This window comes from Lentzea alba, assembly GCF_047445655.1.
In the GTDB taxonomy this organism is placed as follows: Bacteria; Actinomycetota; Actinomycetes; order Mycobacteriales; family Pseudonocardiaceae; genus Lentzea; species Lentzea alba_A.
In genome coordinates this window covers 159,915-184,001 of sequence record NZ_JAJAEG010000011.1, presented here as the reverse complement: position 1 = coordinate 184,001, position 24,087 = coordinate 159,915, and the positions used below count along the sequence as shown (strand labels likewise).

The window sequence follows — 24,087 nt, the reverse complement described above, 5'->3', positions numbered from 1 at the left end:
GCGGACGACGCGGCCCGGCTGGGGGGTCGAGCCGCGTCGTCCGTTTCAGCAAGCCTTGAGCATCGCGGCCAGCGCGTCGTGCTCGGCCTGATCCACCGTCAGCTTGTAAGTGATCTTCACCGAGATCCAGTGCTGCGCGTAGGTGCACCAGTACGCCTCGACCGGCGGCTTCCACTTCGCCGGATCCTGGTCGCCCTTGGAGCGGTTCGACTTCGCGGTCACCGCGATCAGCTGGATCCCGCCGAGGTCGTTCGCGAACGCCTTGCGCTCCTCGTCGGTCCACTTGTCCGCACCGGACCGCCACGCCTCGGCCAGCGGCACCGTGTGGTCGATGTCGACGTCGCCGCCGTCCTTGATCACCACGCCGTCGTAGACGCTGTTCCAGGTACCCGAAACCGCCTTGCAGTCCTTGTCCGACTTCACGTCGGCACCCTGGCGCTGCAGCACGATCTCCCTGGTGTCGCAGGAGTTTCCCTGCGAGGCCCAGTGCGGGAACCGGTCGCGGCTGTAGCCGGCCATCTTGCTCTCGGGCGCGATCTTCAACGCCCCCAGATCGGACGAACCGGCCGGAGCGGACTGGGTGGGGGTGGGCGGATTCTCCTTGGAGGACTGGAGTTCCGTGAGGTACCAGCCGAGTGCCACCAGCAGCACGAAGACCACCAGTGACGTCACCGCGGCGCGATTCATGCGCCAATGATCGACCATGCTGATCACGGACCGGTCACCCGGCCCGTGATCAGCGTGTCGGGGTCACGGACGCGAGGTCAGGTACCCGCCCATGTTCTTGAAGTACTCGTGCGCCTTGAGCTCGGTGCCGTCGGCGGTGCGAACCTTCTTGACCAGCAACGCCTTGCTGCGGCCGCGCCGGGCCTCGGCGCCCGCGACGATCGCCACGCCGTCGCCCTCGCGGTAGAAGATGCGGCCGGGTGTGCCGCCGTAGACCTCGGAAGACAAGTCCGCCTCGATGATCTCCAGGCGCTGACCGCGGTGGAAGCAGAACGCGCTCGGGTACGGGGCACACTGCGCGCGCACCAGGCGGTCCAGCTCCTCGGCGGTCCACGTGAAGTCGATCCGGAGATCTTCCTCGGCGCGCTTGTGGAAGAACGAGGCCTGCGAACGGTCCTGCTTCACGAAGTCGGTCCGGCCGGATGCGATCTCGGCGAGGCCGTCGACGGTGATCGGGCCGAACAGTTCGAGCGTCTTCTCGAACAGGACAGCCGTCGTGTCGCGCGGGCCGACCGGGACCGAGCGCTGCAGCACGATGTCGCCGGCGTCGAGTGTGTCGTCCATCATGTGCGCCGTCACGCCGACTTCCTTCTCGTCGTTGATGAGCGCCCAGATCAACGGCGAGAAGCCCGCGTACTTCGGCAAAAGCGAGTCGTGCACGTTCAACGTGCCGCGCTTGGGCAGCGCGAAGACCTGCGGCGGGATCCACGTGCGCCAGTTGCAGGCGACGATCACGTCGGGGTCCGCGGCCTTGAGCGCGTCCAGCAGCTCCTGGTCCTCGGGACGCTCGCGGATCAGGACCTCCACGCCGTTCTCGCGGGCAAGATCCTCGACGGAATCGCTCCAGATCTTCTCGTACGCGCCCTCCCCCTTCGGGTGCGTCACCACCAGGACGACCTCGTGCTCAGATGCCAAAAGTGCCTGCAGGGTGCGATGTCCCCAGGTCTGGAACCCGAACATGACGACCCTCATGGGGGTGTCCTCCTTCTGCGCGGTGGGATACGGTCAGGCTAACCTAACCAGCGGCTTGCAGATTAGCTTAGGCTGCCCTAAGTTAGGTGCTCATGCATCCGATCTACGACATCGTCGGTATCGGGTTCGGTCCGTCGAACCTGGCGCTCGCCATCGCTCTGACCGAGCACAACGAGCAGGCCGAAACCCCTGTCACCGCGGTGTTCCTCGAACGTCAGGAAGCGTTCGGCTGGCATCGGGGCATGTTGCTCGACGACGCCACCATGCAGGTGTCGTTCCTCAAGGACCTGGTCACCATGCGGAACCCGACCAGCCGCTTCTCGTTCCTCTGCTACCTGCAGGACCGCGGCCGGCTGATCGACTTCGTCAACCACAAGAACCTGTTCCCGCTGCGCGTCGAGTTCCACGACTACTTCGAGTGGGCCGCGGCGCAGGTCGACGACCTGGTCGCCTACAACGCCGAAGCCGTTGGCGTGGAAGCGATCGCGGACGACCTGTTCGAGGTGACGACCGCCACCGGTGACGTGTATCGCGCCCGCAACCTGCTCTTCGCCACCGGCCTGCGCCCGACCGTGCCGGACGGCATCGCGTTGTCGGACCGCGTGTGGCACAACAGCCAGTTCCTGCACCGGATCGCCGAGCTGAAGGACCCCGAGCGCTGCGTCGTCGTGGGCGCCGGCCAGAGCGCCGCGGAGGCCGTGGCGTACCTGCACCGCGAGTTCCCGAACGCCGAGGTGTGCTCGGTCTTCTCGCGCTACGGCTACTCCCCCGCCGACGACAGCTCGTTCGCGAACCGGATCTTCGACCCCGAGGCCGTCGACCACTACTACGACGCGCCGGACGCGGTGAAGCAGCGGTTGATGGGCTACCACCGCAACACGAACTACTCGGTCGTCGACATCGACCTCATCTCCCAGCTCTACCGCACGATGTACCAGGAGAAGGTCCTCGGCACCGAGCGCCTCAAGATGCTGAACATGACGAGGCTCGTCGCCGTCGAGGAGTCCTCCACCGGCGCCCGCGCCGTGATCCAGTCGCAGGTCACCGGCGAGCAGGAGTTCCTCGACACGGACCTCGTGCTGCTCGCGACCGGCTACGACGAGGCCGCGCCGATCCTCGGTTCGCTCGACGAGACCTGCGCACGTGACGAAGAAGGCCGTCTGGTCGTGGGCCGCGACTATCGCGTGAAGTCGTCGTTGCGCGGCGGCATCTACCTGCAGGGCGGCACCGAGCACTCGCACGGCATCACGTCGTCCCTGCTGTCCAACGTCGCGGTGCGCTCGGGTGAGATCCTGGCGTCCGTGCTGACCAACACCCCTGTGCCGGTCCTCGCCACCGCGTAAGACTGGCCGGGTGAGACTGGATCTCAAACTGACGGGCTGCCGGGCCATCACGATGGACCCGGCGCGCCCCGCCGCGCACACGATCGGCATCTGGCAGGGCCGGATCGCGGGCCTCGACGAGCAAATCGCCGACCTGCCCGCCGCCGAGACCGTGGACCTCGGCAACGCCGTGGTGCTGCCCGGTTTCATCGACGCCCACACGCACCTCGCGTGGAACGGCCGCCGGAGCCGAACCGTCGACGTGACCGGGCTGACCGCCGTGGCCCAGGTGCTCGAACGGCTCTCCGGCGCTCCCGGCGAGGGCTGGATCGAGGCCTCCGGGTACGACCCGCGGATCATGGACCGCCCGCTCACCGCGACGGCCCTCGACTCGGTCAGCAGCGGCAGACCTGTGTACGTCGCCGATCTCTCCGGGCACGCGTGCGTCGTCAACACCGTTGTCCTGAAACAGCTTCCGGAGATCACCAGCGACGGCTGGCTGACCGAGAACGAGCAGCTGGCCGCACGGTCGTTGCGACTGCCGCACTCGATCGAAGAGATCATCACCGACCTGCGCGAGAGCGCACGCCAGGTGCTGTCCGAGGGCGTGACGATGTGCGCGGAGGCGGGCATCGGCGCGGGCCTGATCGCGAGCAGCCCCCTGGAAGCCGCCGCGTACCAACGAGCTCGGCTGCCGATCCGCGTGCAGCTCATGGTCTCCGCGACCGTGCTGCAGCCCGTCGCCGCCGACGCGGCGGACGGCATCTCCCGGGCGATCGACCTCGGCCTGCACACCGGCTTCGGCGACGACATGCTGTCGCTGGGCGCCCTCAAGCTGTGGACCGACGGCGGCATGATCGCCCGCACCGCCGCGTTGTCCGAGCCCTACGCGGGAAGTGACAACACAGGTCAGCTCGCCGACTCCGAGGAAGCCATGCGGGCGGCGATCATCGACGGCCACCACGCCGGCTGGCAGCTCGCGATCCACGCGATCGGCGACCGCGCGATCGACTTCACGCTGGACGCGGTGGCCGAGGCGCAGTCCCAGCGATCACGCCCCGATTCCCGGCACCGCATCGAGCACTGCGGCCTGGTGCGTCCAGAACAACTCGAACGGATCGCGGCCCTCGGACTGATACCCGTTGTCCAGCCGACGTTCCTCTGGTCCTACGGCGACGACTACAGCGAGATCATGGGCGAAAAGCGGGCACCCTGGATGTACCGCGGGCGGTCGTTCCTCGACCACGGCATCACCGTGGCGGGCAGTTCGGACCGCCCGGTCGCGGACGGCGCACCGTTGCGCGCCATCGAGTTCATGGTGCGGCGCCGGTCCTCCGGCGGCCGCGCGGTCGGACCGGACGAGGCGATCACCGTCGAGGAGGCGATCCGTGCGTACACGCTCGGCAGCGCCTACGCGTGCCACAAGGAGCACGTGCTGGGCAGCCTCACGCCGGGCAAGCTCGCGGACCTCGTGGTGCTCGGCGACGACCCGCGCACCAGCGACGCGATCGCGGACATCCCGGTCCTGGCCACGATGGTCGGCGGCACCCTCATCCCGCAGCGCTGAATCAACCTTCGGCGATCTTCTTGATCGCGGCCAGCCGCCGATCCCACTGCGAGGCCAGCGAGGCCATCCACGTGGCGGTGGCGTCCAGCGCGCCGGACCGGACGGAGAAGTTGTTCTCCCGGCCCGCCCGCTCGGACGCCACCAGCTCGGCCTTCTCCAGCACGGCCAGGTGCTTCACGATCGCCTGCCGGCTCACCGGCAGTTCGCCGGCCAGCGCCGACGCCGACACAGCCCCCTTGGCCGCCACGAGATCGAGGATCCGTCTGCGCATCGGATCAGCAAGCGCGGCCAGCACATCATCGACCTGACTCACTTCTCCAGGTACTCCCGCAACTCGTCCAGCTCGTGGCCCCAGCCGTCGACGTTGCCGGACGCGTACTTCTCCTGCTCCTCCGACGGCAGGTCGAGCCCCGTGAACCCGCTCTCGACCACCTGCAACAGCGTGCCGCCGTCCTTGGGCGTGAGCGTGAACTCGACCAGCGTCGCGTTGCCGGGCACCGGATCCGGTCCCAACGGCCCCGACCAGCGCCACGAGAAGAACGACTCGGGCTCGACCTTCTCGATGATCGCACGCCCGGTCCCGTGCTCGGCCCACGTCAGCGTGACCTCGCCACCGGCCACGAGCTCCGACACCGTCGCCCCGGCATCACCGAACCACGTGCCGAGGTGCTCAGCCGACGTCAGCGCATGCCACACCCGCTGCTGCGACGCGTTGATCAGCACATCGCGTTCGATCCGGTCCACTGCCGCCACCTCCTGCAACCCAGCGGTTGCAGAAAGACTACTGCAGGTGGAACGTGGCGGCCAGCGTCGTGAGCCGGTCGGTGATGTCCGCGTAGACGTTCGTGCGCCGAACCCAGTTCTGACACCCGCTGGAAGCCGACGGCGGCGTACCGAGCGGCGAGACCGCGTCGACGACCCCGTACTCCAGCCGATACGCGAGCACCGCGATGGCCGACTCCAGCCAGAACGAGGGATCAGGCGTGGGAATCTCGCCCAACCCGACCCGGAACCACACGGGCATGCGCGCGTACTGCCCCAACGCCTCCGAGATGCGCCGCGCGGCAGCGTCCTTGATCTCCCCGCGAGCCTTGTCCCCGGCCAGCACCGCCTCGGTCCGCCAGTCCTCACCGACCGCGTCCTCGTCGGCGTCCAACCGCTCAGCCGCCCGCTTGGCACTGGCCTCGTTGGCGTTGATCAACCACTCCATCTGCCGCACCTCGTGCGACAACGCGTCCCTCTCGAACCGAGGAACCCGCCCACCGTCCAACTTGGACTTGGCGTCATCCCGCCGAGCCTTGAGCCCGTCGAACTCAAGCACCTCTTGACGCAACTCGACCCGAGCCGGATCCGCCAAGATCTCCTGCTCCGCGTCCCAAGCCTTCCGCAACGCCTCAACCAGCGGCGCGACGTCCCCAGCCACCGCGTCCAGGTCCACCAGCGGCCCGTCCCCGGCCCCCGACAACCGCCGCTCCAACACCGTCAACCGAGCGGTGACCCGCTCGAGCTCAGCCGTCAACTGTCCAACGTGACTGATCAACGTGGCGACCTGCGGCTCGACAACATCAAGCCGTTCCTTCTCCGTGGGCACCCGACCAGCGAACCGGACACACCCACCCCCGCCAAGCGGGTACCCAGCAATTGCACGCATTCGAGGCCGACTTTCCGCCCGCCCGAGGCAATCCCCCATCACGCACCGTCACCACACTGGGTCAACAGCAACGAAACGAGGTATTACTAGTAAATGGCGACCTCCGTTACTGAGACCGAACGCAAGTACGAGGCCCCATCGGACGCGAGTCTGCCGGACCTCACCAACATCACCGGCGTGGCCACGGGCCCGGAAGAGTTCGATCTCGAAGCCACGTACTTCGACACCGACGACTACCGCCTGGCCCGAGCCGGCGTAACCCTGCGCCGCCGAACCGGCGGCGACGACGAGGGCTGGCACCTCAAACTCCCCGCAGGCGAAGACTCCCGCCAGGAGGTCCGAGCCCCTCTGGGCCGCGCCGTAAAACAGCCGCCCAAAGACCTCTCCTCCTTGGTCCGAGCCCACACCCGAGGCTCCGGCCTGGGGCCCATCGCCGAAATCCGCACCAACCGCCGCCGCTGGCAACTGACGAACGGCAACGGCGAACTCCTGGCCGAGGTAGTGGACGACGTGGTCACCGCCCAAACCATGGGCTCCTCGACCACCACCACCTCGTGGCGCGAGATCGAAGTCGAGCTGGGCGAGAGCGGCGACCGCAAACTCCTCGACACCGTCGAACAACACCTGGGCGAGGCAGGCATCCACCCGTCCTCCTCAAAGTCCAAGCTCTCCCAGGTGATCGGCGTAAAACGAGACGCCATCCCCACCATCACCAAAAAGTCCACCGCAGGCGAGGTAGTCCTCGCCTACCTCCACGAACAACGCGCCGCCCTCCAAAACCAGGACCCCCGAGTCCGCCGCAACGAGGACGACGCAGTCCACCAGATGCGAGTAGCCACCCGCCGCATGCGCTCCGCTCTCCAAGCCTTCGGCAAAATCGTCGACCGCGACTCCACCCGCGCGCTGACCGACGAACTCAAGTGGCTCGCCTCAGTCCTCGGCACCTCCCGAGACCTGGAAGTCCTCCGCATGCGCTTCGAAGACGGCCTGCACTCCCTCCCACCCGAGGTGGTCCTGGGCGACGTCGCGGCCCGCATGACGCGCTACTTCGCACCACTGGAAGCCAAGGCCCACAAGGACTCCGTAGCCGCCCTGGACAACAAGCGCTACTTCGCCCTCCTGAACTCCATCGACACCCTCCTCACCTCACCTCCACTTACGAAGCTCGCGTCCGGCAAGGCCAAGGACGTCCTCCCCAAGCTCGTGGAGAAGGCCCGCCACCGCCTGGACGTCCGAGTAGAAGCCGCGCTCGCAACCAACGACAGCGACGAGCCGCTCCACGAGGCCCGCAAGGCCGCAAAACGCCTCCGCTACTCCGCCGAGGTGGCCGAACCCGCCCTCGGCAAGCACGCCACGCACCTGCGCAAGCGAGCGAAGGACGTCCAAACGCTGCTGGGCGACCACCAGGACTCAGTGGTGGCACGTCCGGTCCTGCTGGAACTGGGCAGGGGCGACGAGAACGGCTTCACATTCGGCCTGCTCTACGGCAAGGAAGTCGAACTGGCGCACAAGACGGAAGCCGAACTCCCAAACCTGTGGAAGAAGCTGAGCAAGGAACACCTCTAAACCGCGAAGGCGAATCCGAGCCCTCTATTCCTTACGGGCCGGGTGCGGTGGTCCCGTCACGAGTCGTGCCACAGCTCTTGCCGCTCGCTCTGGTGCGGCTCGTGACGGGACCACCGCACCAACGCAAGCACCTGCGCAACAGCAAGCCGCCCTGAGCAACAGGCGTGCCATCTACCCGCGTGTGGCGCTGGCCGGTCCTTGATCAGATTGGCGGGGTCCGGGGCGGAGTCCCGATCTTTGAACAGGACTCGCCGCCCGCAAGGTGACCACCCGCCCGGCCGCGCTCATTGGTCTAAACCTTGACATCCCAGACCCACCCCTGAAACCGTGAACCCTCGCCGCCACCACAAGGTCCCCCCTTGCCCTGGAGGATGGCGTGACAAGAACCCGAGTGCGCGCAGCACTCACGGCCTTGGTCCTGGCCGGATCAGGAGTGCTGGTGACCGGACAAGCAGCAGAAGCCGCGACCACGCTGCAAGAGCTAGTCCCCCAACCGGTCCAAACCACCCCGCGCGCGGACATCACCTTCGCCCTCACCGCGGAAGCCAAGATCCAGCTGGGCGCGGCAACAGCCCGCAAGCCCGCGGAACACCTGGCAAGCATCCTCCGCCCCTCAACAGGCTTCCAACTCCCGATCACCGACGGCGTAACCGGCGACGGCATAGTCCTGCTGAACAACGCCGACCCCAAGGTCGGCCAAGAGGGCTACCAACTGGACGTCACCCCCAAACAGGTGATCATCCGAGCAAACACCCCAGCAGGCCACTTCAACGGCGTCTCAACTCTCCGCCAGCTCCTGCCGCCCAAATCAGAAGCCAAAACCAAGCAACCAGGCCCCTGGACCGTCCCAGGCGCAAGCATCCTGGACTACCCGAGGTACCAACACCGCGGCGCAATGCTCGACGTCAGCCGCCACTTCTTCACCCCAGACCAGGTCAAGCGCTACATCGACCAAATCGCGGCTTTCAAAATCAACTACTTCCACCTCCACCTGAGCGACGACCAGGGCTGGCGCCTGGAGATTACCAGCTGGCCAGAGTTGACCAAGATCGGCGGCAGCACAGAAGTAGGCGGCCGCAAGGGCAACCTCTTCTACACCCAGGCCCAGTACAAGGACCTGGTCGCCTACGCAGCCAACCGCGGCATCACCGTGATCCCGGAGTTCGACATGCCAGGCCACACCAACGCAGCCCAGGCCAGCTACGCCGAACTCAACTGCGACAACAAGAAGCGCCCCCTCTACACCGGCACAGACGTGGGCTTCTCCAGCCTCTGCATCAGCAAGGAGATCACCTACAAGTTCGTAGAAGACGTGGTCCGCGAGGTATCAGCCATCACCCCCGGCCCGTACTTCCACATCGGCGGCGACGAAGCGCTCAGCACCCCCGACGCCGACTACGTCAAGTTCATGAACCGAGTCCTGCCGATCGTCAAGAAGTACGGCAAGACCACCACGGGCTGGCACGAGTTCATCAAGACCACCAAGGACACCACCCTGGTCCCGCAGTTCTGGGGCACCACGACGTCCGACGCGAACGTGGCCGCGGCCGCCCAGCGCGGCAACAAGATCCTCATGTCACCGGCCAACCGCATCTACCTCGACATGAAGTACAACAAGAACACCAAGCTGGGCCTGAACTGGGCCGGCTACGTCGAGGTCAAGGACGCCTACAGCTGGAACCCGGGCGCCTACCTCAACGGCGTCACCGAAGCGAGCATCCGCGGCGTGGAAGCTCCACTGTGGACCGAGACCATCAAGACGAGCTCCGACATCGAGCAGATGGCGTTCCCGCGTCTGCCAGTCGCGGCAGAGCTCGGCTGGTCCACCGCCGCGAACCACAACTGGGACAGGTTCGCCCCACGCCTGGGCGCGCAAGGACCCCGCTGGAAGATCCAGGGCATCAACTACTACGCAAGCACCCAGGTGCCCTGGAAGAAGTAGGTCCCGGAAGTCAGGCCCCTAGAAGTACCCCTGCGCCCGGTCGGAGTAGCTGACCAGCAGGTGCTTCACCCGGCGGTACTCGGCGAGCACCGCGGTGTTCGCCGGGTACGCGTAGTAGTTGTTGACCCACACCCGCTCGGCGCGCAGCTCCTGGCCGACGTTGTGCGCCAGCGCGACGTCACGGCACCAGATGCCGGCGCCGAGCTGGGCGGTGGACTCGTTCGCGATCTTCACCGCGTCGTCGCGGTCGTCGAACCTGGTCACCGACACGACCGGTCCGAGCACGTCGTCGGAGAACACGGCGGAGCGGTGATCACCCTCGAAGATCGTGGGCTGGACGTAGTGACCGGAGGCGTCGCCGCCGGTCACCAGGCGCGCGCCCTCGGCCTTGCCGCGCTCGATGTACGCAAGAACTCGATCGCGCTGCGCAAGCGACACGACCGCGCCGATCATGGTGTCCGTGTCGAGCGGGTCGCCGGTGCGGATCTGCTCCGTGCGAACCGTCGCCATGTGCAGCAGTTCCTCGTAGCCCGCGGTCTGGATCAACGCGCGGGACGGGGCGGTGGCGACCTCGCCCTGGTTGGCCGCGAACATCGCGAAGCCTTCGAGGGCCTTGTCCAGGTAGCCGTCGCGCTGGGCGGCGACGTCGGAGAAGAAGATGTTGGGGCAGCGGCCCGCCACGACCGGGTGGTCATCGGATCCGGTGACCACGTTCACCACACCGGGCGGCAGCAGGTCGGCGATCACGCCGAGCAGCACGTGGATCGACGCCGGCGTCTGCAGCGCGGGCTCCAGCACGACCGCGTTGCCGGCGGCCAGCGCGGGTGCCAGCACCCGGCCCGCGTTCATCAGCGGGAACGTCCACGGCAGCCGTTCGTGCACCACGCCGAGCGGCTGGAACGAACGGTAGTCGCAGGTGTCGCGGCCGAGCTGCTCGACCTGGCCCACCTCGGTGCGGATGACGGCGGCGAACTGGCGGAACTGCTCGATCAGCAGCGGCACGTCTGCGACCAGGGCCTCGCGCACCGGCTTGCCGTTGTCCCACGTCTCGGCGACCGCGAGCTCGGTCGCGTGCTCCTCCACCCGGTCCGCGATCTCGACCAGCACCGTTGCGCGCTCTCGTGCCGTGGCACTTCCCCACGCTCGTGCGGCGCCGCTGGCCGCGTGCAGCGCACGGGCCCGGTCCGCATCGGTGCCGCGGGCGACCTCGGTGAAGACCTCGCCGGTTACCGGCGTGACGTTCTCGACGTACTCGCCCGAAACCGGAGGTACGTAGTCTCCGCCGATGAAGTGGTCGTACCTAGGCCGGTACGCGACCACGCTGCCGGGCTGACCCGGTGCCGCGTACTGCGTCATTCTCGACTCCGTGGTTTGGATGGCCTGCTGAGTGCCTCGGGTGGGGAAAATGAGAAAGTAGGCAGCAGAACGTTGCATGCTCGTTGCAAGTTGCGGATGGATCAGTGACCCAGGACCCCGCGCAACACGCACTGTTGCTGAGTCGGGTACGAGATGCCGTGCTGAGTGGTACTCGCACGGTGCATTCGCCACGCTCCGTCATCTCCGCGTCGTGGCAACGGTCACTAGCCGCCAACGTGGATCCCGACCTGCACACCGCGCCGACGGTGTTCGCGGCGGACGAGCTGCCGGATCTGCGGGACCGGCACCCGCTGCAGCCCAGCCTGCCCGTGCTGCGCGAGACCCTGCTCGGGTTCGCGCGCGAGGCGCGGCACATCATGATCGTCGCCGACGCCCAGGGCCACATCCTGTGGTGCGAGGGCGCCAACGACACCCGGCTCAGCGCGGAGGACGTCGGCCTGGCCGAGGGAACGCGCTGGTCGGAGGACGCGGCCGGGACGAACGGCATGGGCACCGCCCTGGCCGTGAACTCGACCGTCATGGTCCACTCCGCCGAGCACCTGGTGCGGACGTACCACCACTGGACCTGCGCGGCGAGCCCGATCCGCGACCCCGACACGGGTGAGACCATCGGCGTCGTCGATCTGAGCGGCCCGATCGAGACGGTCCACCCCTCGATGGTGGCGCTGGTGTCCGCCTCGGCGCGGCTCGCCGAGTCCGAGATGCTCTCGCGGATGCACGCGCAGGACGAGGAGCTGCGGGCCCGCAACATGCGGCACCTGATCGCCCTGCGCGGCGAGCCGGGCGCGTTGCTCAGCCCGACCGGACGCGTGGTCGCGGTGGAGCCGTACGGGCTGCTGCCGTCCCGCGTCGACGTGTCGTCGGAGCGCGTGCGCCTGCCGGACGGCCGGGACGCGGTGCTGGAACCGCTCGCGCAGGGCTACCTGCTGCGGGTGCCACGGCAGCGGCACGTGCGGCGGTCGGTGCTGTCGCTGTCGTTCCTGCTGCAGGAACCCAAGGTCGTGCTGGACGGCCGCGAGATCCCGATCTCGCTGCGGCACGCCGAGATCCTGTGCGCGCTGGCGTTGCACGGCCGGCTGTCCGCGGACCAGCTGGCACTGCGGCTCTACGGCGAACGCGGCAACCCCACGACCGTGCGCGCCGAGCTGCACCGGCTCAGGGCCCAGCTGGGCGCGGACGTGCTCGCGACCAGGCCCTACCGGCTCACGGCCGACGTCGAGGCGGACTTCCTGGGTGTGCGGGCGGCGCTGAAGGACGGCAACGTCACCCTGGCTGCCTCCCGATACCGCGGCGCGCTGCTCCCCCGCTCCGAGGCGCCGGTCGTGCTGGCCGAACGCGACGACCTGGCCAGCGGCGTGCGCAAGGCCGTCCTGTCGCGTGGCGACGCGAACGCGCTGTGGACCTTCACCCAGACCGACTCGGGCGAACACGACTGGGAAGCCCTGGAACAGCTGGTCAGGCTGCTGCCGGTCAACGACGTGCGCCAAGCGATCGCCAACGCCCGCATGAGGAGACTCAGTCAGGACGACTAACCCCGGTTGACAAGAGTCTCGCCAACTGAATATCTTTCCAACTAAGAGACTTGGTTGGAGGGGGTTGCTGTGCGCGTACTCATCATCGGAGCGGGGACCGGTGGCCTGTGCCTGGCGCACGGGCTGAAGAAGGCCGGCGTGGACGTGGCGCTGTTCGAACGCGACCGCACGCCACGCAGCATGTTGATCGGCTACCGGGTCGGGATCAGCTCGGACGGCAGCAAAGCGCTCCACAGCTGCTTACCGCCGGACGTGTTCGCCGAGTTCATCCGCACCACCGCCCGCCCGGCCACGCGGATCAACATGCGCACCGAGAAGTACAAGGAACTGCTGGTAGCCGAGCTGCCGCAGCAGGTCGACCCGAGGCACAGCGAGAACTCCGTCAGCCGCATCGCCATGCGAACAGCACTGCTCAACGGCCTGGACGACGTCGTCCAGTTCGACAAGACCTTCACGCACTTCAGCCGCAACGACGACGGCACGGTCACCGCGTTCTTCGCCGACGGCACGTCCGAGACCGGTGACGTCCTCGTCGGCGCGGACGGCGCGCAGTCCAAGGTGCGCAAGCAGTACCTGCCGCACGCGAAGGTCGTCGACACCGGCATCAGCTCGATCGCGGGCAAGCTGCCGCTGACGCCGGAGACCGTGAAGCTGCTGCCACCAGAGGCCGACGGCGGCGTCACGCTGCTCTACGGACCCAAGGGCGCGTTCGTGATCATCCACGTGATGCGCTTCGACGGGACGGGGGTCGAAGACGACTACATCATGTGGGGCTACGCGATCGCCCACGACAAGCTGCCCGACCTGAAGGGCCTCGACGGCGACCAGCTCAAGCAGGCCGTCCTCGACGCGACCCCGAAGTACCACCCGAACCTGCGGGAGATGGTCCGCCTGGCCGACCCGGAGACGGTGTTCGAGATCCGCATCCGCACGTCGGAGAAGCTCCAGCCGTGGAAGTCGAGCAACGTCACCATGATCGGCGACTCGGTGCACCTCATGACGCCCGGCCGCGGCATCGGCGCGAACACGGCGCTGCGGGACGCGGAGCTGTTGTGCCGCAAGCTGACCGAGGCCTCCCGCGGCAAGGATCTGATCACCGCCATCTCCGAGTACGAGCGGGAGATGATCGAGTACGGGTTCGAGGCGGTGCTCGCCTCCCGCGAGCAGATGGACTCCAGCGGCGCGGTCCACAAGCCCGTGATCGGACGGGTGGCGCTCGCGATGTTCCGCACGTTCCTGCGGGTCGTGAACCGCGTACCTGCACTGAAGCGCCGGATGATGGCCAAGGAGAACGAGCGGCGTGATCACGTAGATCGACCTGAAGTAGATTCGGCCGATGAGGTTGTTCACGCCGGGTGAGGTAGTGGTGCGGCGTGAGGTGCTGCACGGGAAGGTCTGGTCGGAGATGCCGACCAGGGTCGTCGTCGACGAGCCGGGGCTGCTCGCGGTGTTCGTGGAGCCCGGCACCCGGCTCACCTACCCCGACCACCACCACCCGCACCCGTGGGACAAGCCCGAACGCGGGTTCTGGCGCGGGCACGGCAAGTTGATGCTGCACCGGCCCGACGACGCCTACTCGGTCGACCTCTTCTGGAAGGGCGACGACCGGGTGTTCGGCAACTACTACCTGAACCTGCAGGCGCCCTACCGCCGCACCGACGACGGTTTCGAGACGCTCGACCACGCGCTGGACTACACGATGGCGCCGGACGGCACGTGGGAGCAGCGCGACCTCGACGAGTTCGAGGAGCAGGTGGCGTCCGGCAAGTACTCGCTCGACGAGGCCGAGGCGATCCGCGCCGAGGGCCGCAAGATCGAGAAGATGCTGGAGTCCGGCGAGATCTGGTGGGACACGGCCTGGGCGGACTGGCACCCGTGAAGGTTCGTCCGCTGACCTTCGACTCGCTCGTCGCCGAGATCGTCGAACGGGTGTCGGCGTTGCCCGGCCGGGTGCGTCTGCTGATCGACGGCGCACCCGCCGCGGAACCCGGGAAGCTTGCAGACGCGGCGGTGGAACCGTTGCGCGCCTTGGGCCGCTCGGTACAACGGGTGTCCACTGAGGACTTCCTGCGACCGGCGTCGGTGCGGCTGGAACACGGCCGCACCGACCCGTACTCGTATCGGCACGACTGGTTCGACGTCAACGGCCTGCAGCGCGAGGTGCTCGCCCCGGCGCTGGACGGCAAGGTGCTGCCCTCGTTGTGGAACGCGGCCACCGACCGGGCCAGCCGCGCCGAGTACGTCGATGTTCCGGAGAACGGCGTCGTGATCGTCGACGGCACCCTGCTCCTGGACCGGTGGCTGCCGGCCGAGCTGACCGTGCACCTCTGGCTCTCCCCTGGCGCGTTGAAGCGCAAGACGGCAACGGAACAGCAGTGGACGCTGCCCGCGTTCGACGACTACGAACCGGTGGCAGACCTCTTCGTCCGCTACGACCACCCCGATCGGCCAGGTCTGGTCGAGTCGTGAACCTGGCCAAGAGAACCACACTGCCTCCTGCGGACATAGACGGGGCAGAGGGGAGGAACCGTGCCAGAAGATTCAAAAGCCGAAGACGAACTGTGGGCTCGGGTCCGCGACGGGGACGGGGACGCGTTCGGCGTGCTGTTCGAACGCCACGCGCAGGCCGTCTTCGCGTACTGCCTGCGCCGCACCGGCGTATGGGCGGTGGCCGAGGACCTGGTGTCCGTGGTGTTCATGGAAACCTGGCGAAAACGCGCGTCAATAACGCTTGAGGGGTCCCAAGAATGGACCCTGTTGCCGTGGTTGTACGGCGTTGCACTCGGTGTCACTCGCAACCACCACCGATCCCGCTCGCGGTACGAGGCCGCGCTCGGGAAGGTGCCGCAGCCCGCGGCCGACGACGACCACGCGGAGGACGTGGCACGCCGGGTGGACGCGGAGATCAGGACGCGGGCGGCGATCGCGGAACTGGCGAAGCTGCCGGACTCCGACCGCGAGGTGCTGGAGATGTCCGCGTGGTCCGACCTGTCGCACGCCCAGATCGCCCAGGTGCTCGGGATTCCGATCGGCACGGTGAAGTCCCGGCTGGCTCGCGCCCAACGCACCCTGCGTGGCGCTTTGGTTGAGGAGGCACTGTGAACATCACGCCAGAGATCCCGCAGCTCGACCCGTTGCGCGTGCAAGTCCGCAAGCACGCGCTGATGAACGAGATCGGCACGAGGCCGTCCCGCAAGTGGTGGCGGATCGCCGTTCCCGCCACCGGACTTGCCGCGGCTGTCGCCATCGGCACCCTGCTGTGGCCCGCCGCCAACCCGTCCGCGTTCGCTTCGTGGACTGCCGAGCCACGGGCTCCCGGCCCCGACTCGGTCCTGGCGAGCGACGACTGCCGCACGACGTTCGGCAAGATCCTCAAGCCGAACCCGGACGCACTGGAGTCCGGGATCCCACCGAAGCCGGCACCGACCGAACAGACGTTGGTCGACCAGCGCGGGAACGTCGTGCTCACCGTCCTGACCGGCCCCGAGACCATGGGGTACTGCCTCGAGGGCCCGGAGTACCGGACGATCGGACTGAGCGAACTCAGCCTCGGCGAGACCTGGTTCACCGCCACGCTGGCGGGACGCACCGTCGAGGCCGCGGCGAACGCACGGGTGCTGACCGGGCACGTCGGCCCGGAGGTGCGTCGCGTCCGAGTGGACACCGCTGACGGCAGGCAGGTGACGACGACGCTCGACCGGGGATGGGTGGCCGCCTGGTGGCCCTCCGCCGCAGAGGCGTCGCTGATCACGTTGTACGACGAGGCTGGTCACGTTCTCGGGACTCAGGTACCGACGAACCGGTAGCCTCGGGGGCGTGATGCGGCCGGAGACCAAGAACCGAGCACTGTTGATGCTCGCGGTCTTCCTGCCCGCCCTCTACGCCTTCACGTTGTTCTCGTCGCCCACCGAGGTCGTCGCGGCCGTGACCGCGCTCGCCCTCGCGTTGATCGTCGTGGTCGCGCTGGTGCCGCATCAGGTGGCACCAGCGCGTTCGCTCGCGATCCGGGAACGTGCGCAACGATCAGCCCAGCTGCGGCTGCGCGACCCCGACGCCGCGGGTCGCCCCCGTCCTCGAGCACCGGGATGCCGGACGTTCTGACACGTCCTGCTCGTCCCCAACTCGATACGGAGAAACAACCCTTGTTCGCTGACCTGGGCGCTGCCCTGGCGAGCTTCGGCATGCCCGCGCTCGCCATCGTGCTGTTCACCATCGTCGTGCGGATCGCGCTGCATCCGCTGTACCGCGCCGCCGTGCGCGGCGAGAAGGCCAAGGCCAAGCTCGCCCCGGAGATCGCCAAGCTGCAGAAGAAGTACGGCAAGGACCTCATGCGGATGTCCGAGGAGTCGCAGAAGGTCTACAAGCGCAACGGCGTGTCGATGTTCGCCGGCATGCTGCCGATGCTCGCGACCATCCCCTTCTTCATGGTCATCTACCAGGTGGTCACGACCCCCAACCCCCTGCTGGACGGTGTCTTGTTCGGGGTTCCGCTAAGTGCTCATTTCATGGGCACTTTCTCCTGGGTGTTCTTCGCGCTCTTCGGCCTGCTGGCGGTGGTCGCGTACCTGACCGTGCGCTGGCAGCAGTCGCGGATGGCCGCCAACCCGTCACCGACGCCCACGCCGGGGTTCATGAACGGGCTGATCAAGGTGCTGCCGTTCGGCACGATCCTGGTCGCCGCGTACCTGCCGCTGGCCGCCGGGCTGTACCTGCTGACCACGACGACGTGGACGATCGCGGAACGGGCGTTGCTCTACCGCATCCTGAGCTGAAGCTGGGCGATGAGCCGGACCAGCGGGTCGTCCAGGTCGAGGTCGATCCGCCGCAGCCGGTACCGCAACGTGTTGGGGTGGACGTGCAGCCGTTCCGCGGCGGCGCGCACGTCACCCAGCGCGTCCAGGTAGGCCAGCAACGACTTCGCGAGCTCGGGATCCAGGGCGTCGATCCTGGGATCGCGGATCCGCGGATTGTCCTGCAGCAACGCCAGGATCTCGCTCACCAGCACCTGCGACCGGACGTCGGCCAGCGTCGCCACCTCGGCGTCGAGGTCGCGGGCCATCGCGTCCAGCACGCGTTCGGCCTCCTGCCGGGAGATCCGCACGTCGTCCAAAGTGGACACGGTCGAGCCGACCGCCGCCTGGACCGAGGTGTGCAGGTGTCGGCGGGCCGTGGTGACGATTTCGCGCGTCAGACTCAGGAGTTGGGCGTTCGGGGCGAGGTCCGGGAGCAGCACGTAGGTGCGGCCACCCGACTCGCTGACCAGGGCGCTGCGCCGGTAGGCCGCGGCGTGCACGGAGATCAGGCCGGTCATCTCGGCACGGCGGAGCTCGTGTTCGCTGCGGTCGCCCTCGCCGCCCCGCAGCGCGAACACCACCACGGCAGCGGGTTTGCGAGGGTCGGCACCGATCTGACCGGCGACCGTGGCCGCGTCCATCCGGCCGGTCAGCAGGGCGGCGAGCAGGTTCTCGCGGAACCGCGACGTCGGCTGGTTGCGCTGCTGGATCAGGTGCGGGGCGGTGACGCGGGCGGCGCCGAGCAACGCCCGTTCGGCCTGGTCGTTGAGCGGCTGGTCACCCTCCTGCACCCAGATCGTGCCGAGCGGCTGTGAGCCCGCGTGGATGCCGACGGCGATGCGGCGGCGGATGCCCAGCTCAGGGCGTTCGTCGATGCGCACGACCTCTTCGCCGGAGCGGAGCAGGTTGTAGACGCCCCACTCGCGCAGCATCTTCAGGTACGGCTCGGGGCCCTGGCGGCCGAGGATGGAGAGCCGGCGCAGCTCGTCGACCTCGTCGGACGAGCGGGAGTACGCGAGGACGCGGCTCGCGGTGTCCTCGATGCTGACGATGCCGCCGGTCAGGGTCGCAATCGTTTGCGCGAGCGCGAACAGGTCGCCGAGCACCTCGCCGTCGTCGGTCGTGGTCGTGAGCACGCCCTTGGCCAGCGACTCCAGGTGTCCCCAGCGGACCTCCGGCCGGACCTCCAGCAGCGCCACGCCCGCGTCGGTCGCAGCCTGTTCGAGAGCCTGCGACGACTCCTTGACCGCCACCGCGGCGGCTTTGGCCCGTCCAGCGGCCCTGATCAGCGGCAATGCGGCCCGGCCACGCGCGCCGATGAGCAGCGCGAGATCACCGGCCGCGACGTCCGGCGGGTCGTCCGGATCCATGATCACGACATCGCGCACCTCGACCTCCAGGCCGTTCGGGGCGACCTGCAGTTCGACGAGCGGATCGCCGAGCGCGATCAGGATGTGCCGAAGACTCATAACCTGTCCGATCGTACATCCGAGACGGTGAATCTTGGCCAGTTGCACAACAGCGGGTGACCTGCGCGGACTTACGGTTTGGGCACCCCACATCTTGAGGAGGAGTTGCCGAGTGGACGCTGTCACCCAGGTTCCCGCCCCGGTCAACGAGCCGGTGCTGCAGTACGCCCCCGGTACCCCGGAGCGCGCGGAGCTGCAGGCCAAGCTGGCCGAGCTGCAGAAGGAGCCGCTCGAGCTGACTCTGACCATCGGTGGCGAACAGCGCATGGGTGGCGGCGAGCGTTTCGACGTCGTCCAGCCGCACAACCACCGCTCCGTCCTCGGCACGCTCGCCGGCGCGACCCAGCAGGACACCACCGACGCCCTGCGCGCGGCCCGTGAGGCTGCCCCGGCGTGGCGCGCGATGTCGTTCGACGACCGCGCGGCGATCATCCTGCGCGCCGCCGACCTGCTCGCCGGCCCGTGGCGCCAGACCCTCAACGCCGCGACGATGCTCGGTCAGTCGAAGACCGCGATCCAGGCCGAGATCGACTCCGCGTGCGAGCTGATCGACTTCTGGCGCTTCAACGTGCAGTTCGCCCGCAACCTGCTGGCCGAGCAGCCGATCTCCTCCCCCGGCGTGTGGAACCGCACGGACCACCGCCCGCTGGAGGGCTTCGTCTACGCGATCACGCCGTTCAACTTCACCGCGATCGCCGGCAACCTCCCGACCGCGCCCGCGCTGATGGGCAACGTGGTGCTGTGGAAGCCGTCGCCGACGCAGTCGTTCGCGGCGCACCTGACCATGCGTCTGCTCGAAGAGGCCGGCATGCCTCCGGGCGTCATCAACCTGCTGCCCGGTGACGGCCTGGCCGTGTCCGAGGTCGCGCTGAGCTCCCCCGACCTCGCGGGCATCCACTTCACCGGCTCCACCGCGACGTTCCAGAAGCTGTGGGCGCAGGTCGGCGCGAACATCGCGAACTACCGCTCGTACCCGCGGATCGTCGGCGAGACCGGCGGCAAGGACTTCATCCTGGCGCACCCGTCGGCCGACCCGGACGTGCTGCGCGTCGCGCTGATCCGCGGTGCGTTCGAGTACCAGGGTCAGAAGTGCTCCGCCGCGTCGCGCGCCTACGTGCCGCGCTCGGTGTGGAACAAGATCAAGGACCAGTTCCTGGCCGAGGTCGACGCGCTGACCTACGGCGACGTCACCGACTTCTCGAACTTCGGTGGCGCGGTGATCGACCGCCGCTCGTTCGACAAGCTCTCGGGCGTGCTGCAGGCCGCGCGTGCGGACTCCTCGCTGGAGATCGCCGCCGGTGGTACCGCGGACGACTCGGACGGCTTCTTCGTGCGGCCGACCGTGCTGCTCGGTTCCGACCCGTCGAACTCCGTGTTCACCACCGAGTTCTTCGGTCCGGTGCTCGCGATCCACGTGTTCGAGGACGCCGACTACCTCAAGGTTCTCAAGCAGATGGAGAACGCGGCGCCCTACGGTCTGACCGGCTCGATCATCTCTCGTGACCGCGCTGCCGTGGCGCACGCGCAGGAGGAGCTGCGGTTCGCCGCCGGCAACTTCTACGTCAACGACAAGCCGACCGGTGCCGTCGTGGGCCAGCAGCCGTTCGGCGGCGGCCGCGCGTCCGGCACGAACGACAAGGCGGGGTCGGTCCACAACCTGCTCCGCTGGGTCAGCCCGCGCTCCATCAAGGAGACGTTCGCGGCGCCCACCAACCACCTCCACCCGCACCAGGGCTGACCCAGCCCGAAAAGCCATGAGGGTGACATTCATGGACCACAAGTCCATGAATGTCACCCTCATGGACTGCATCCCGAGGAAGTGATCTTGATGCGTAGTGTGCTGCTCGCGGCGTCCCGCAGTGCGGGTGCGCGGAAGTTGGTCGAGTCGACGCCGTTGACGCGGCCCGTGGTTGAGCGGTTCGTCGCCGGGGATGACGTTGACGCGGCGATTCGCGCAACGGCCGAGGTCCTGGGCGACGGGCGTCTGGTCACGCTGGACCACCTCGGCGAGGACACCGTCGAGGAGTCGCAGGCCAACGACACCGTCGAGGCGTACCTGACGTTGCTGGCCCGGCTGGAGTCGCACGGCCTCACGAACGGTGCCGAGGTGTCGGTCAAGCTGTCCGCGGTCGGCCAGTCGCTGCCGATCGACGGCGAGAAGATCGCGCTGGAGAACGCCCGGCGCATCTGTGCGGCGGCCGCGGTCGTCGGCACGACCGTCACGCTGGACATGGAGGACCACACCACCACGGACTCCACGCTGGGCATCCTGCGTGAGCTGCGGGTGGACTTCCCGTGGGTCGGCGCGGTTCTCCAGGCGTACCTTCGCAGGACCGAGCAGGACTGCCGCGACCTCGCCTGCGCCGGTTCGCGCGTGCGGCTGTGCAAGGGCGCGTACCAGGAGCCTGCTTCCGTTGCGTACCAGGACAAGCACGACGTCGACCTGTCGTACGTGCGGTGCCTCAAGGTGCTCATGGAGGGCGACGGCTACCCGATGGTGGCCTCGCACGACCCGCGCCTGATCGCGATCGCCGCCGACCTGGCCTCCGCGCGGTCCAAGGACTCCTACGAGTTCCAGATGCTGTACGGCATCCGGCCCGAGGAGCAGCGCCGCATCGCCGCCGAGGGCAACCGCATGCGCGTGTACGTGCCCTACGGCGACGAGTGGTACGGCTACTTCATGCGCCGCCTCGCGGAGCGTCCGGCCAACGTGGCGTTCTTCGCGCGGTCGCTGCTCACGAAGAGCTGAGCGCCTCCACCGTCTCCAGGGCGAACTCCAGCTTCACCGGCTCACCCACCTCGCGCATGATCTTCACCGCGCGGTGGGTGAGCTGAAGTGCTTTCTTCAGCTCGTACTTCGTCTCCGCGCAGAGCCTGGCGTAGACCGTGAGCGTGTCGGCGTACCCGGCCTCCCGGTCGAGGTCCTTGCCCGACATGTGCCACAGGACGACAGCCGTGTGCGCGGTGTTCCGGGCTTCCACCCGTCGTTCGGCGCCGCGGAGCTTGCACGCGTGCTGCTGCACGGCCCCGATGTAGGCGTCCGACGACTTGTCCTTCAGCGCACGCCAGATGTCGAGCATCAGCTCGGACGACTCCAGCGCGTGCGCGTGATACTCCATTTCGGACAGTGTGGCCGTCATGGGCTGCATCGCGGTCGCGAGCCTGGCACCGAAGAAGTCGACGAGCTGCGACGGCAACCGCCGCACGATGTCGAACAGCTCGGCCGCGGTGAGGAGCGCCGTGTCGATCTGGTCCTGGACGAGCTGCTGCTCGGTCAGCGCGGCCAGCGCGACGGCGAGGTCGGCCTGGTGCCAGACGGTGTTCTCGGCGGCCAGTTCCCGGTACACCTCAACGGCTTCCTGAGCCGCCACGAGCTCGGCGTCGTAGTCGTGCGCGACCTCGACGACGTTGAGCAGCGCGGTTCCGAGCCCCTTCTGGTCACCGGTCTCCCGCCACAGCATCACGGCCTCCTGCGCGGTGAGCTTGGCGTCCGGGTCCTCGCACAGGTCGCGCAACGCCTTGCTGTGCCGCATCAACGCGTCCGCCAGCTCGGCCCGGAACGTCTGCGGGTTCACCACGGCGAGGCGGCGGAAGACGTCCACGGCCTCCTTCAACGTCTCGTGCGCCGCCTCGGCCCGCCGCAGCTCGACGAGCATGCTGCCCGCCGCCGCGAGGTTGCGCGCCAGTTCGGGTTCGTAGCGCGGATCCTCCTGGGAGAGGATGCGCCAGTTCGCGATCGAGAGCTGCATCGAGTCCGCGGCCTGCGCGTTCTCGCCCTGGGCGTGGAACCTCCGCGCGATCGTGCCCGCGACCCTGGCGAAGTCGGCGCGGAACAGCGCCGGGTGCATCTTCGCGAGCTCCTGGTACATCAGCACGGACCGGCTGATGGCGTCCATCGCCGCTTCGGGCATGGCGAGCGCCTGGTAGCGGTAGCTGATCTGCTCCAGCGCGGCGGCGAGCTGCGGGGCGGTCTCCGGGTCGTCGATCGCGATCTCGTGCCAGAGCTGGATCGCTTCCTCGGACACCTGCAGGACTTCCTCGTTGCGGTGCACGGCGATGAGCCGCAAACCGAGGTCCCCCAACGAGTCCGCGAGCAGCGGCCGGTTCTCCCGGTCCTCCGCCACGAGTTCGCGGTAGCACTCGACCTCTTGCCGTGAAGCCTCCACAGCTTCCTCGCGGAGGCCGCACAGTGCGGTGCGGGCGCTGAGCATCCCGTACATCTCGGCGCGTTCGAGGGTGTCCTGGGCCCGTTCGATGAGGCGTTCGGTGAGGGTCGCCGGAACGCAGTCGGTGGCGAACCGCTCGTCGCGGAAGACCTGCCGGGCGATGTGGTCGACGGTCTTGAACGACCCGATCTCGGCGGCGATGCGCAGGCTGTCGCGGGCGAGGTCCTTGACGATCTCCGGATCGGCGTCGATCAGCTCGTCGAGCCTGGTCCGCAGGTGCGGCCAGCGCGCGGCGGCGCGGGCGAGCAGGTCGGGGTCCGGGGCGTCCGGGGTGGCGACCGCGAGGTAGTCCTCGGCTATGCGGCCGATCTTGGGACCGTCGTCGTGCTGGAGGAGCCGGCGGACGAGCTGGGTGCGGTTGACGTCGCACGGGTCGCCGTGGACCGCGGTCAACGCGGCCATGTGCAGGTCGAGAACCGTCTCCTGGGCGATGTTCGGCGGGGGCTCGTCGGGCGCGGTGACGTTGAGCTGCTTCGCGAAGTGCTGGCAGGCCAGGGTGAACGACTCGGCGCGGTCTGCCACTGTGGGTTCGAGTGCGAGGTCGGTGACCTCGTGGTCGAAGTCCGCGATGCGCTGGCGGGTGGAGGACCACCACCAGCCCGTGGTCCTCGCCGCCAGCAGCACCCGCGTGCGCGCCGGTCCGTGCCGGAGCGTGTCCTGCAGCCGCAGGAAGATGTCGTTCCAGGTCAGGCGGTCGGCGTCGTCGATCAGCAGCAGCCTGCCGTGCTCCTCCTCGTGCTCCGCTGCGAACTCTTCAGCGAACCGTTGGAGCAGCCTGGTCTTGCCCGCGCCGGCCGGGGCGTGCAACAGCAGAGACGCTTGTGGCGCCGGGCTGTCGCGCCAGAGCGCCAGGGCGTGCAGTTCGGATTCTCTGCCGTGAAAGGGGACCACCTGGTGGGTGGGGTCCAGCAGTGCGGCGACGCTGAGTGCTCGGTCCACAGCCT

The 24,087-nt window shown here is 68.2% G+C and carries 22 protein-coding genes; 14 read left to right on the top strand and 8 right to left on the bottom strand.

Going from position 1 to position 24,087, the window contains the following annotated elements:
* Nucleotides 1-45 precede the first annotated feature (45 nt).
* Nucleotides 46-687, bottom strand: coding sequence for an HNH endonuclease family protein (locus LFM09_RS20090; protein ID WP_414098020.1), 642 nt, complete (start codon nucleotides 685-687; stop codon nucleotides 46-48).
* Between the two features lie 63 nt (nucleotides 688-750).
* Nucleotides 751-1,698 carry a methionyl-tRNA formyltransferase gene (locus LFM09_RS20085; protein ID WP_414098019.1) on the bottom strand — a complete coding sequence of 316 codons (948 nt, stop codon included), beginning with the start codon at nucleotides 1,696-1,698 and terminating at the stop codon, nucleotides 751-753.
* Nucleotides 1,699-1,790: 92 nt separating this feature from the next.
* On the opposite strand from LFM09_RS20085, the gene LFM09_RS20080 reads away from it, so the two are divergent.
* Together LFM09_RS20080 and LFM09_RS20075 are read left to right on the top strand one after the other, a co-directional pair.
* Nucleotides 1,791-3,041: a lysine N(6)-hydroxylase/L-ornithine N(5)-oxygenase family protein gene (locus tag LFM09_RS20080; protein ID WP_414098132.1), complete on the top strand. Its 1,251-nt coding sequence runs from the start codon at nucleotides 1,791-1,793 to the stop codon at nucleotides 3,039-3,041.
* A 10-nt stretch (nucleotides 3,042-3,051) separates the two neighbouring features.
* Nucleotides 3,052-4,587, top strand: a complete 1,536-nt coding sequence (locus LFM09_RS20075) for an amidohydrolase (protein ID WP_414098018.1) — start codon at nucleotides 3,052-3,054, stop codon at nucleotides 4,585-4,587.
* Between the two features lies 1 nt (nucleotide 4,588).
* Here the strand turns inward: LFM09_RS20075 and LFM09_RS20070 are convergent, their stop codons facing one another.
* Genes LFM09_RS20070 through LFM09_RS20060 form a run of 3 tightly spaced genes read right to left on the bottom strand, consistent with a single transcriptional unit; the run spans nucleotide 4,589 to nucleotide 6,178 of the window.
* Nucleotides 4,589-4,900, bottom strand: coding sequence for an ArsR/SmtB family transcription factor (locus tag LFM09_RS20070; RefSeq protein ID WP_414098017.1), 312 nt, complete (start codon nucleotides 4,898-4,900; stop codon nucleotides 4,589-4,591).
* On the bottom strand, nucleotides 4,897-5,331 hold the full coding sequence (locus LFM09_RS20065) for an SRPBCC family protein (protein WP_414098016.1): 435 nt from the start codon (nucleotides 5,329-5,331) through the stop codon (nucleotides 4,897-4,899). Before LFM09_RS20065 ends, LFM09_RS20070 begins: the two co-directional genes overlap by 4 nt.
* A gap of 37 nt (nucleotides 5,332-5,368) precedes the next feature.
* Nucleotides 5,369-6,178, bottom strand: a complete 810-nt coding sequence (locus LFM09_RS20060; RefSeq protein ID WP_414098015.1) for a hypothetical protein — start codon at nucleotides 6,176-6,178, stop codon at nucleotides 5,369-5,371.
* Between the two features lie 153 nt (nucleotides 6,179-6,331).
* Here LFM09_RS20060 and LFM09_RS20055 point away from each other — a divergent pair, with 153 nt between their 5' ends.
* Nucleotides 6,332-7,804: a CHAD domain-containing protein gene (locus LFM09_RS20055; RefSeq protein WP_414098014.1), complete on the top strand. Its 1,473-nt coding sequence runs from the start codon at nucleotides 6,332-6,334 to the stop codon at nucleotides 7,802-7,804.
* Nucleotides 7,805-8,180: 376 nt separating this feature from the next.
* A complete protein-coding gene (locus LFM09_RS20050; protein WP_414098013.1) occupies nucleotides 8,181-9,746 on the top strand; it encodes a beta-N-acetylhexosaminidase in 1,566 nt (521 codons plus the stop codon).
* An 18-nt stretch (nucleotides 9,747-9,764) separates the two neighbouring features.
* Here LFM09_RS20050 and LFM09_RS20045 read toward each other — a convergent pair whose 3' ends face one another.
* Nucleotides 9,765-11,102, bottom strand: a complete 1,338-nt coding sequence (locus tag LFM09_RS20045; RefSeq protein WP_414098012.1) for an aldehyde dehydrogenase family protein — start codon at nucleotides 11,100-11,102, stop codon at nucleotides 9,765-9,767.
* A gap of 158 nt (nucleotides 11,103-11,260) precedes the next feature.
* Here LFM09_RS20045 and LFM09_RS20040 point away from each other — a divergent pair, with 158 nt between their 5' ends.
* From LFM09_RS20040 to LFM09_RS20005, 8 genes are all read left to right on the top strand, one after another.
* Nucleotides 11,261-12,655: a GAF domain-containing protein gene (locus tag LFM09_RS20040; RefSeq protein WP_414098011.1), complete on the top strand. Its 1,395-nt coding sequence runs from the start codon at nucleotides 11,261-11,263 to the stop codon at nucleotides 12,653-12,655.
* 69 nt (nucleotides 12,656-12,724) lie between these two features.
* On the top strand, nucleotides 12,725-14,014 hold the full coding sequence (locus LFM09_RS20035; RefSeq protein WP_414098010.1) for an FAD-dependent oxidoreductase: 1,290 nt from the start codon (nucleotides 12,725-12,727) through the stop codon (nucleotides 14,012-14,014).
* Nucleotides 13,992-14,534: a DUF402 domain-containing protein gene (locus LFM09_RS20030; RefSeq protein WP_414098009.1), complete on the top strand. Its 543-nt coding sequence runs from the start codon at nucleotides 13,992-13,994 to the stop codon at nucleotides 14,532-14,534. The genes LFM09_RS20035 and LFM09_RS20030 overlap by 23 nt, the downstream gene beginning before the upstream one ends.
* Entirely contained in the window at nucleotides 14,531-15,124 is a 594-nt protein-coding gene (locus LFM09_RS20025; RefSeq protein WP_414098008.1) for a uridine kinase, read from the top strand. Before LFM09_RS20030 ends, LFM09_RS20025 begins: the two co-directional genes overlap by 4 nt.
* Before the next feature lie 60 nt (nucleotides 15,125-15,184).
* The gene (locus LFM09_RS20020) at nucleotides 15,185-15,757 is read left to right on the top strand and encodes an RNA polymerase sigma factor (protein ID WP_414098007.1); all 573 of its coding nucleotides are present in this window, start codon (nucleotides 15,185-15,187) and stop codon (nucleotides 15,755-15,757) included.
* Complete coding sequence (locus LFM09_RS20015; RefSeq protein WP_414098006.1) at nucleotides 15,754-16,461, top strand: hypothetical protein; 708 nt, start codon at nucleotides 15,754-15,756, stop codon at nucleotides 16,459-16,461. The genes LFM09_RS20020 and LFM09_RS20015 overlap by 4 nt, the downstream gene beginning before the upstream one ends.
* Before the next feature lie 13 nt (nucleotides 16,462-16,474).
* A complete protein-coding gene (locus tag LFM09_RS20010; protein WP_414098131.1) occupies nucleotides 16,475-16,756 on the top strand; it encodes a DUF6412 domain-containing protein in 282 nt (93 codons plus the stop codon).
* A gap of 41 nt (nucleotides 16,757-16,797) precedes the next feature.
* Nucleotides 16,798-17,427: a YidC/Oxa1 family membrane protein insertase gene (locus tag LFM09_RS20005; protein ID WP_414098005.1), complete on the top strand. Its 630-nt coding sequence runs from the start codon at nucleotides 16,798-16,800 to the stop codon at nucleotides 17,425-17,427.
* Here LFM09_RS20005 and LFM09_RS20000 read toward each other — a convergent pair.
* Nucleotides 17,409-18,917 carry a PucR family transcriptional regulator gene (locus LFM09_RS20000; RefSeq protein WP_414098004.1) on the bottom strand — a complete coding sequence of 503 codons (1,509 nt, stop codon included), beginning with the start codon at nucleotides 18,915-18,917 and terminating at the stop codon, nucleotides 17,409-17,411. The two genes, LFM09_RS20005 and LFM09_RS20000, sit on opposite strands and share 19 nt — an antisense overlap.
* Nucleotides 18,918-19,029: 112 nt before the next feature.
* Between LFM09_RS20000 and pruA the strand changes: the two genes are divergently transcribed.
* Entirely contained in the window at nucleotides 19,030-20,655 is a 1,626-nt protein-coding gene (gene pruA / locus LFM09_RS19995; RefSeq protein WP_414098003.1) for an L-glutamate gamma-semialdehyde dehydrogenase, read from the top strand.
* An 87-nt stretch (nucleotides 20,656-20,742) separates the two neighbouring features.
* Nucleotides 20,743-21,666, top strand: coding sequence for a proline dehydrogenase family protein (locus tag LFM09_RS19990; protein ID WP_414098002.1), 924 nt, complete (start codon nucleotides 20,743-20,745; stop codon nucleotides 21,664-21,666).
* Here the strand turns inward: LFM09_RS19990 and LFM09_RS19985 are convergent.
* Nucleotides 21,653-24,082 (bottom strand): hypothetical protein, encoded by a 2,430-nt coding sequence (locus LFM09_RS19985; protein ID WP_414098001.1) that lies wholly within the window; start codon nucleotides 24,080-24,082, stop codon nucleotides 21,653-21,655. The two genes, LFM09_RS19990 and LFM09_RS19985, sit on opposite strands and share 14 nt — an antisense overlap.
* Nucleotides 24,083-24,087: the final 5 nt, after the last annotated feature.

Bases quoted from the DNA above. Each gene is read 5' to 3' on its own strand.
- LFM09_RS20085 (WP_414098019.1), bottom strand. From the start codon at position 1,698: ATGAGGGTCGTCATGTTCGGGTTCCAGACCTGGGGACATCGCACCCTG.
- LFM09_RS20030 (WP_414098009.1), top strand. From the start codon at position 13,992: ATGAGGTTGTTCACGCCGGGTGAGGTAGTGGTGCGGCGTGAGGTGCTG.
- LFM09_RS20000 (WP_414098004.1), bottom strand. From the start codon at position 18,917: ATGAGTCTTCGGCACATCCTGATCGCGCTCGGCGATCCGCTCGTCGAA.
- LFM09_RS20010 (WP_414098131.1), top strand. From the start codon at position 16,475: ATGCGGCCGGAGACCAAGAACCGAGCACTGTTGATGCTCGCGGTCTTC.
- LFM09_RS20090 (WP_414098020.1), bottom strand. From the start codon at position 687: ATGAATCGCGCCGCGGTGACGTCACTGGTGGTCTTCGTGCTGCTGGTG.
- LFM09_RS20045 (WP_414098012.1), bottom strand. From the start codon at position 11,102: ATGACGCAGTACGCGGCACCGGGTCAGCCCGGCAGCGTGGTCGCGTAC.
- LFM09_RS20055 (WP_414098014.1), top strand. From the start codon at position 6,332: ATGGCGACCTCCGTTACTGAGACCGAACGCAAGTACGAGGCCCCATCG.
- LFM09_RS20080 (WP_414098132.1), top strand. From the start codon at position 1,791: ATGCATCCGATCTACGACATCGTCGGTATCGGGTTCGGTCCGTCGAAC.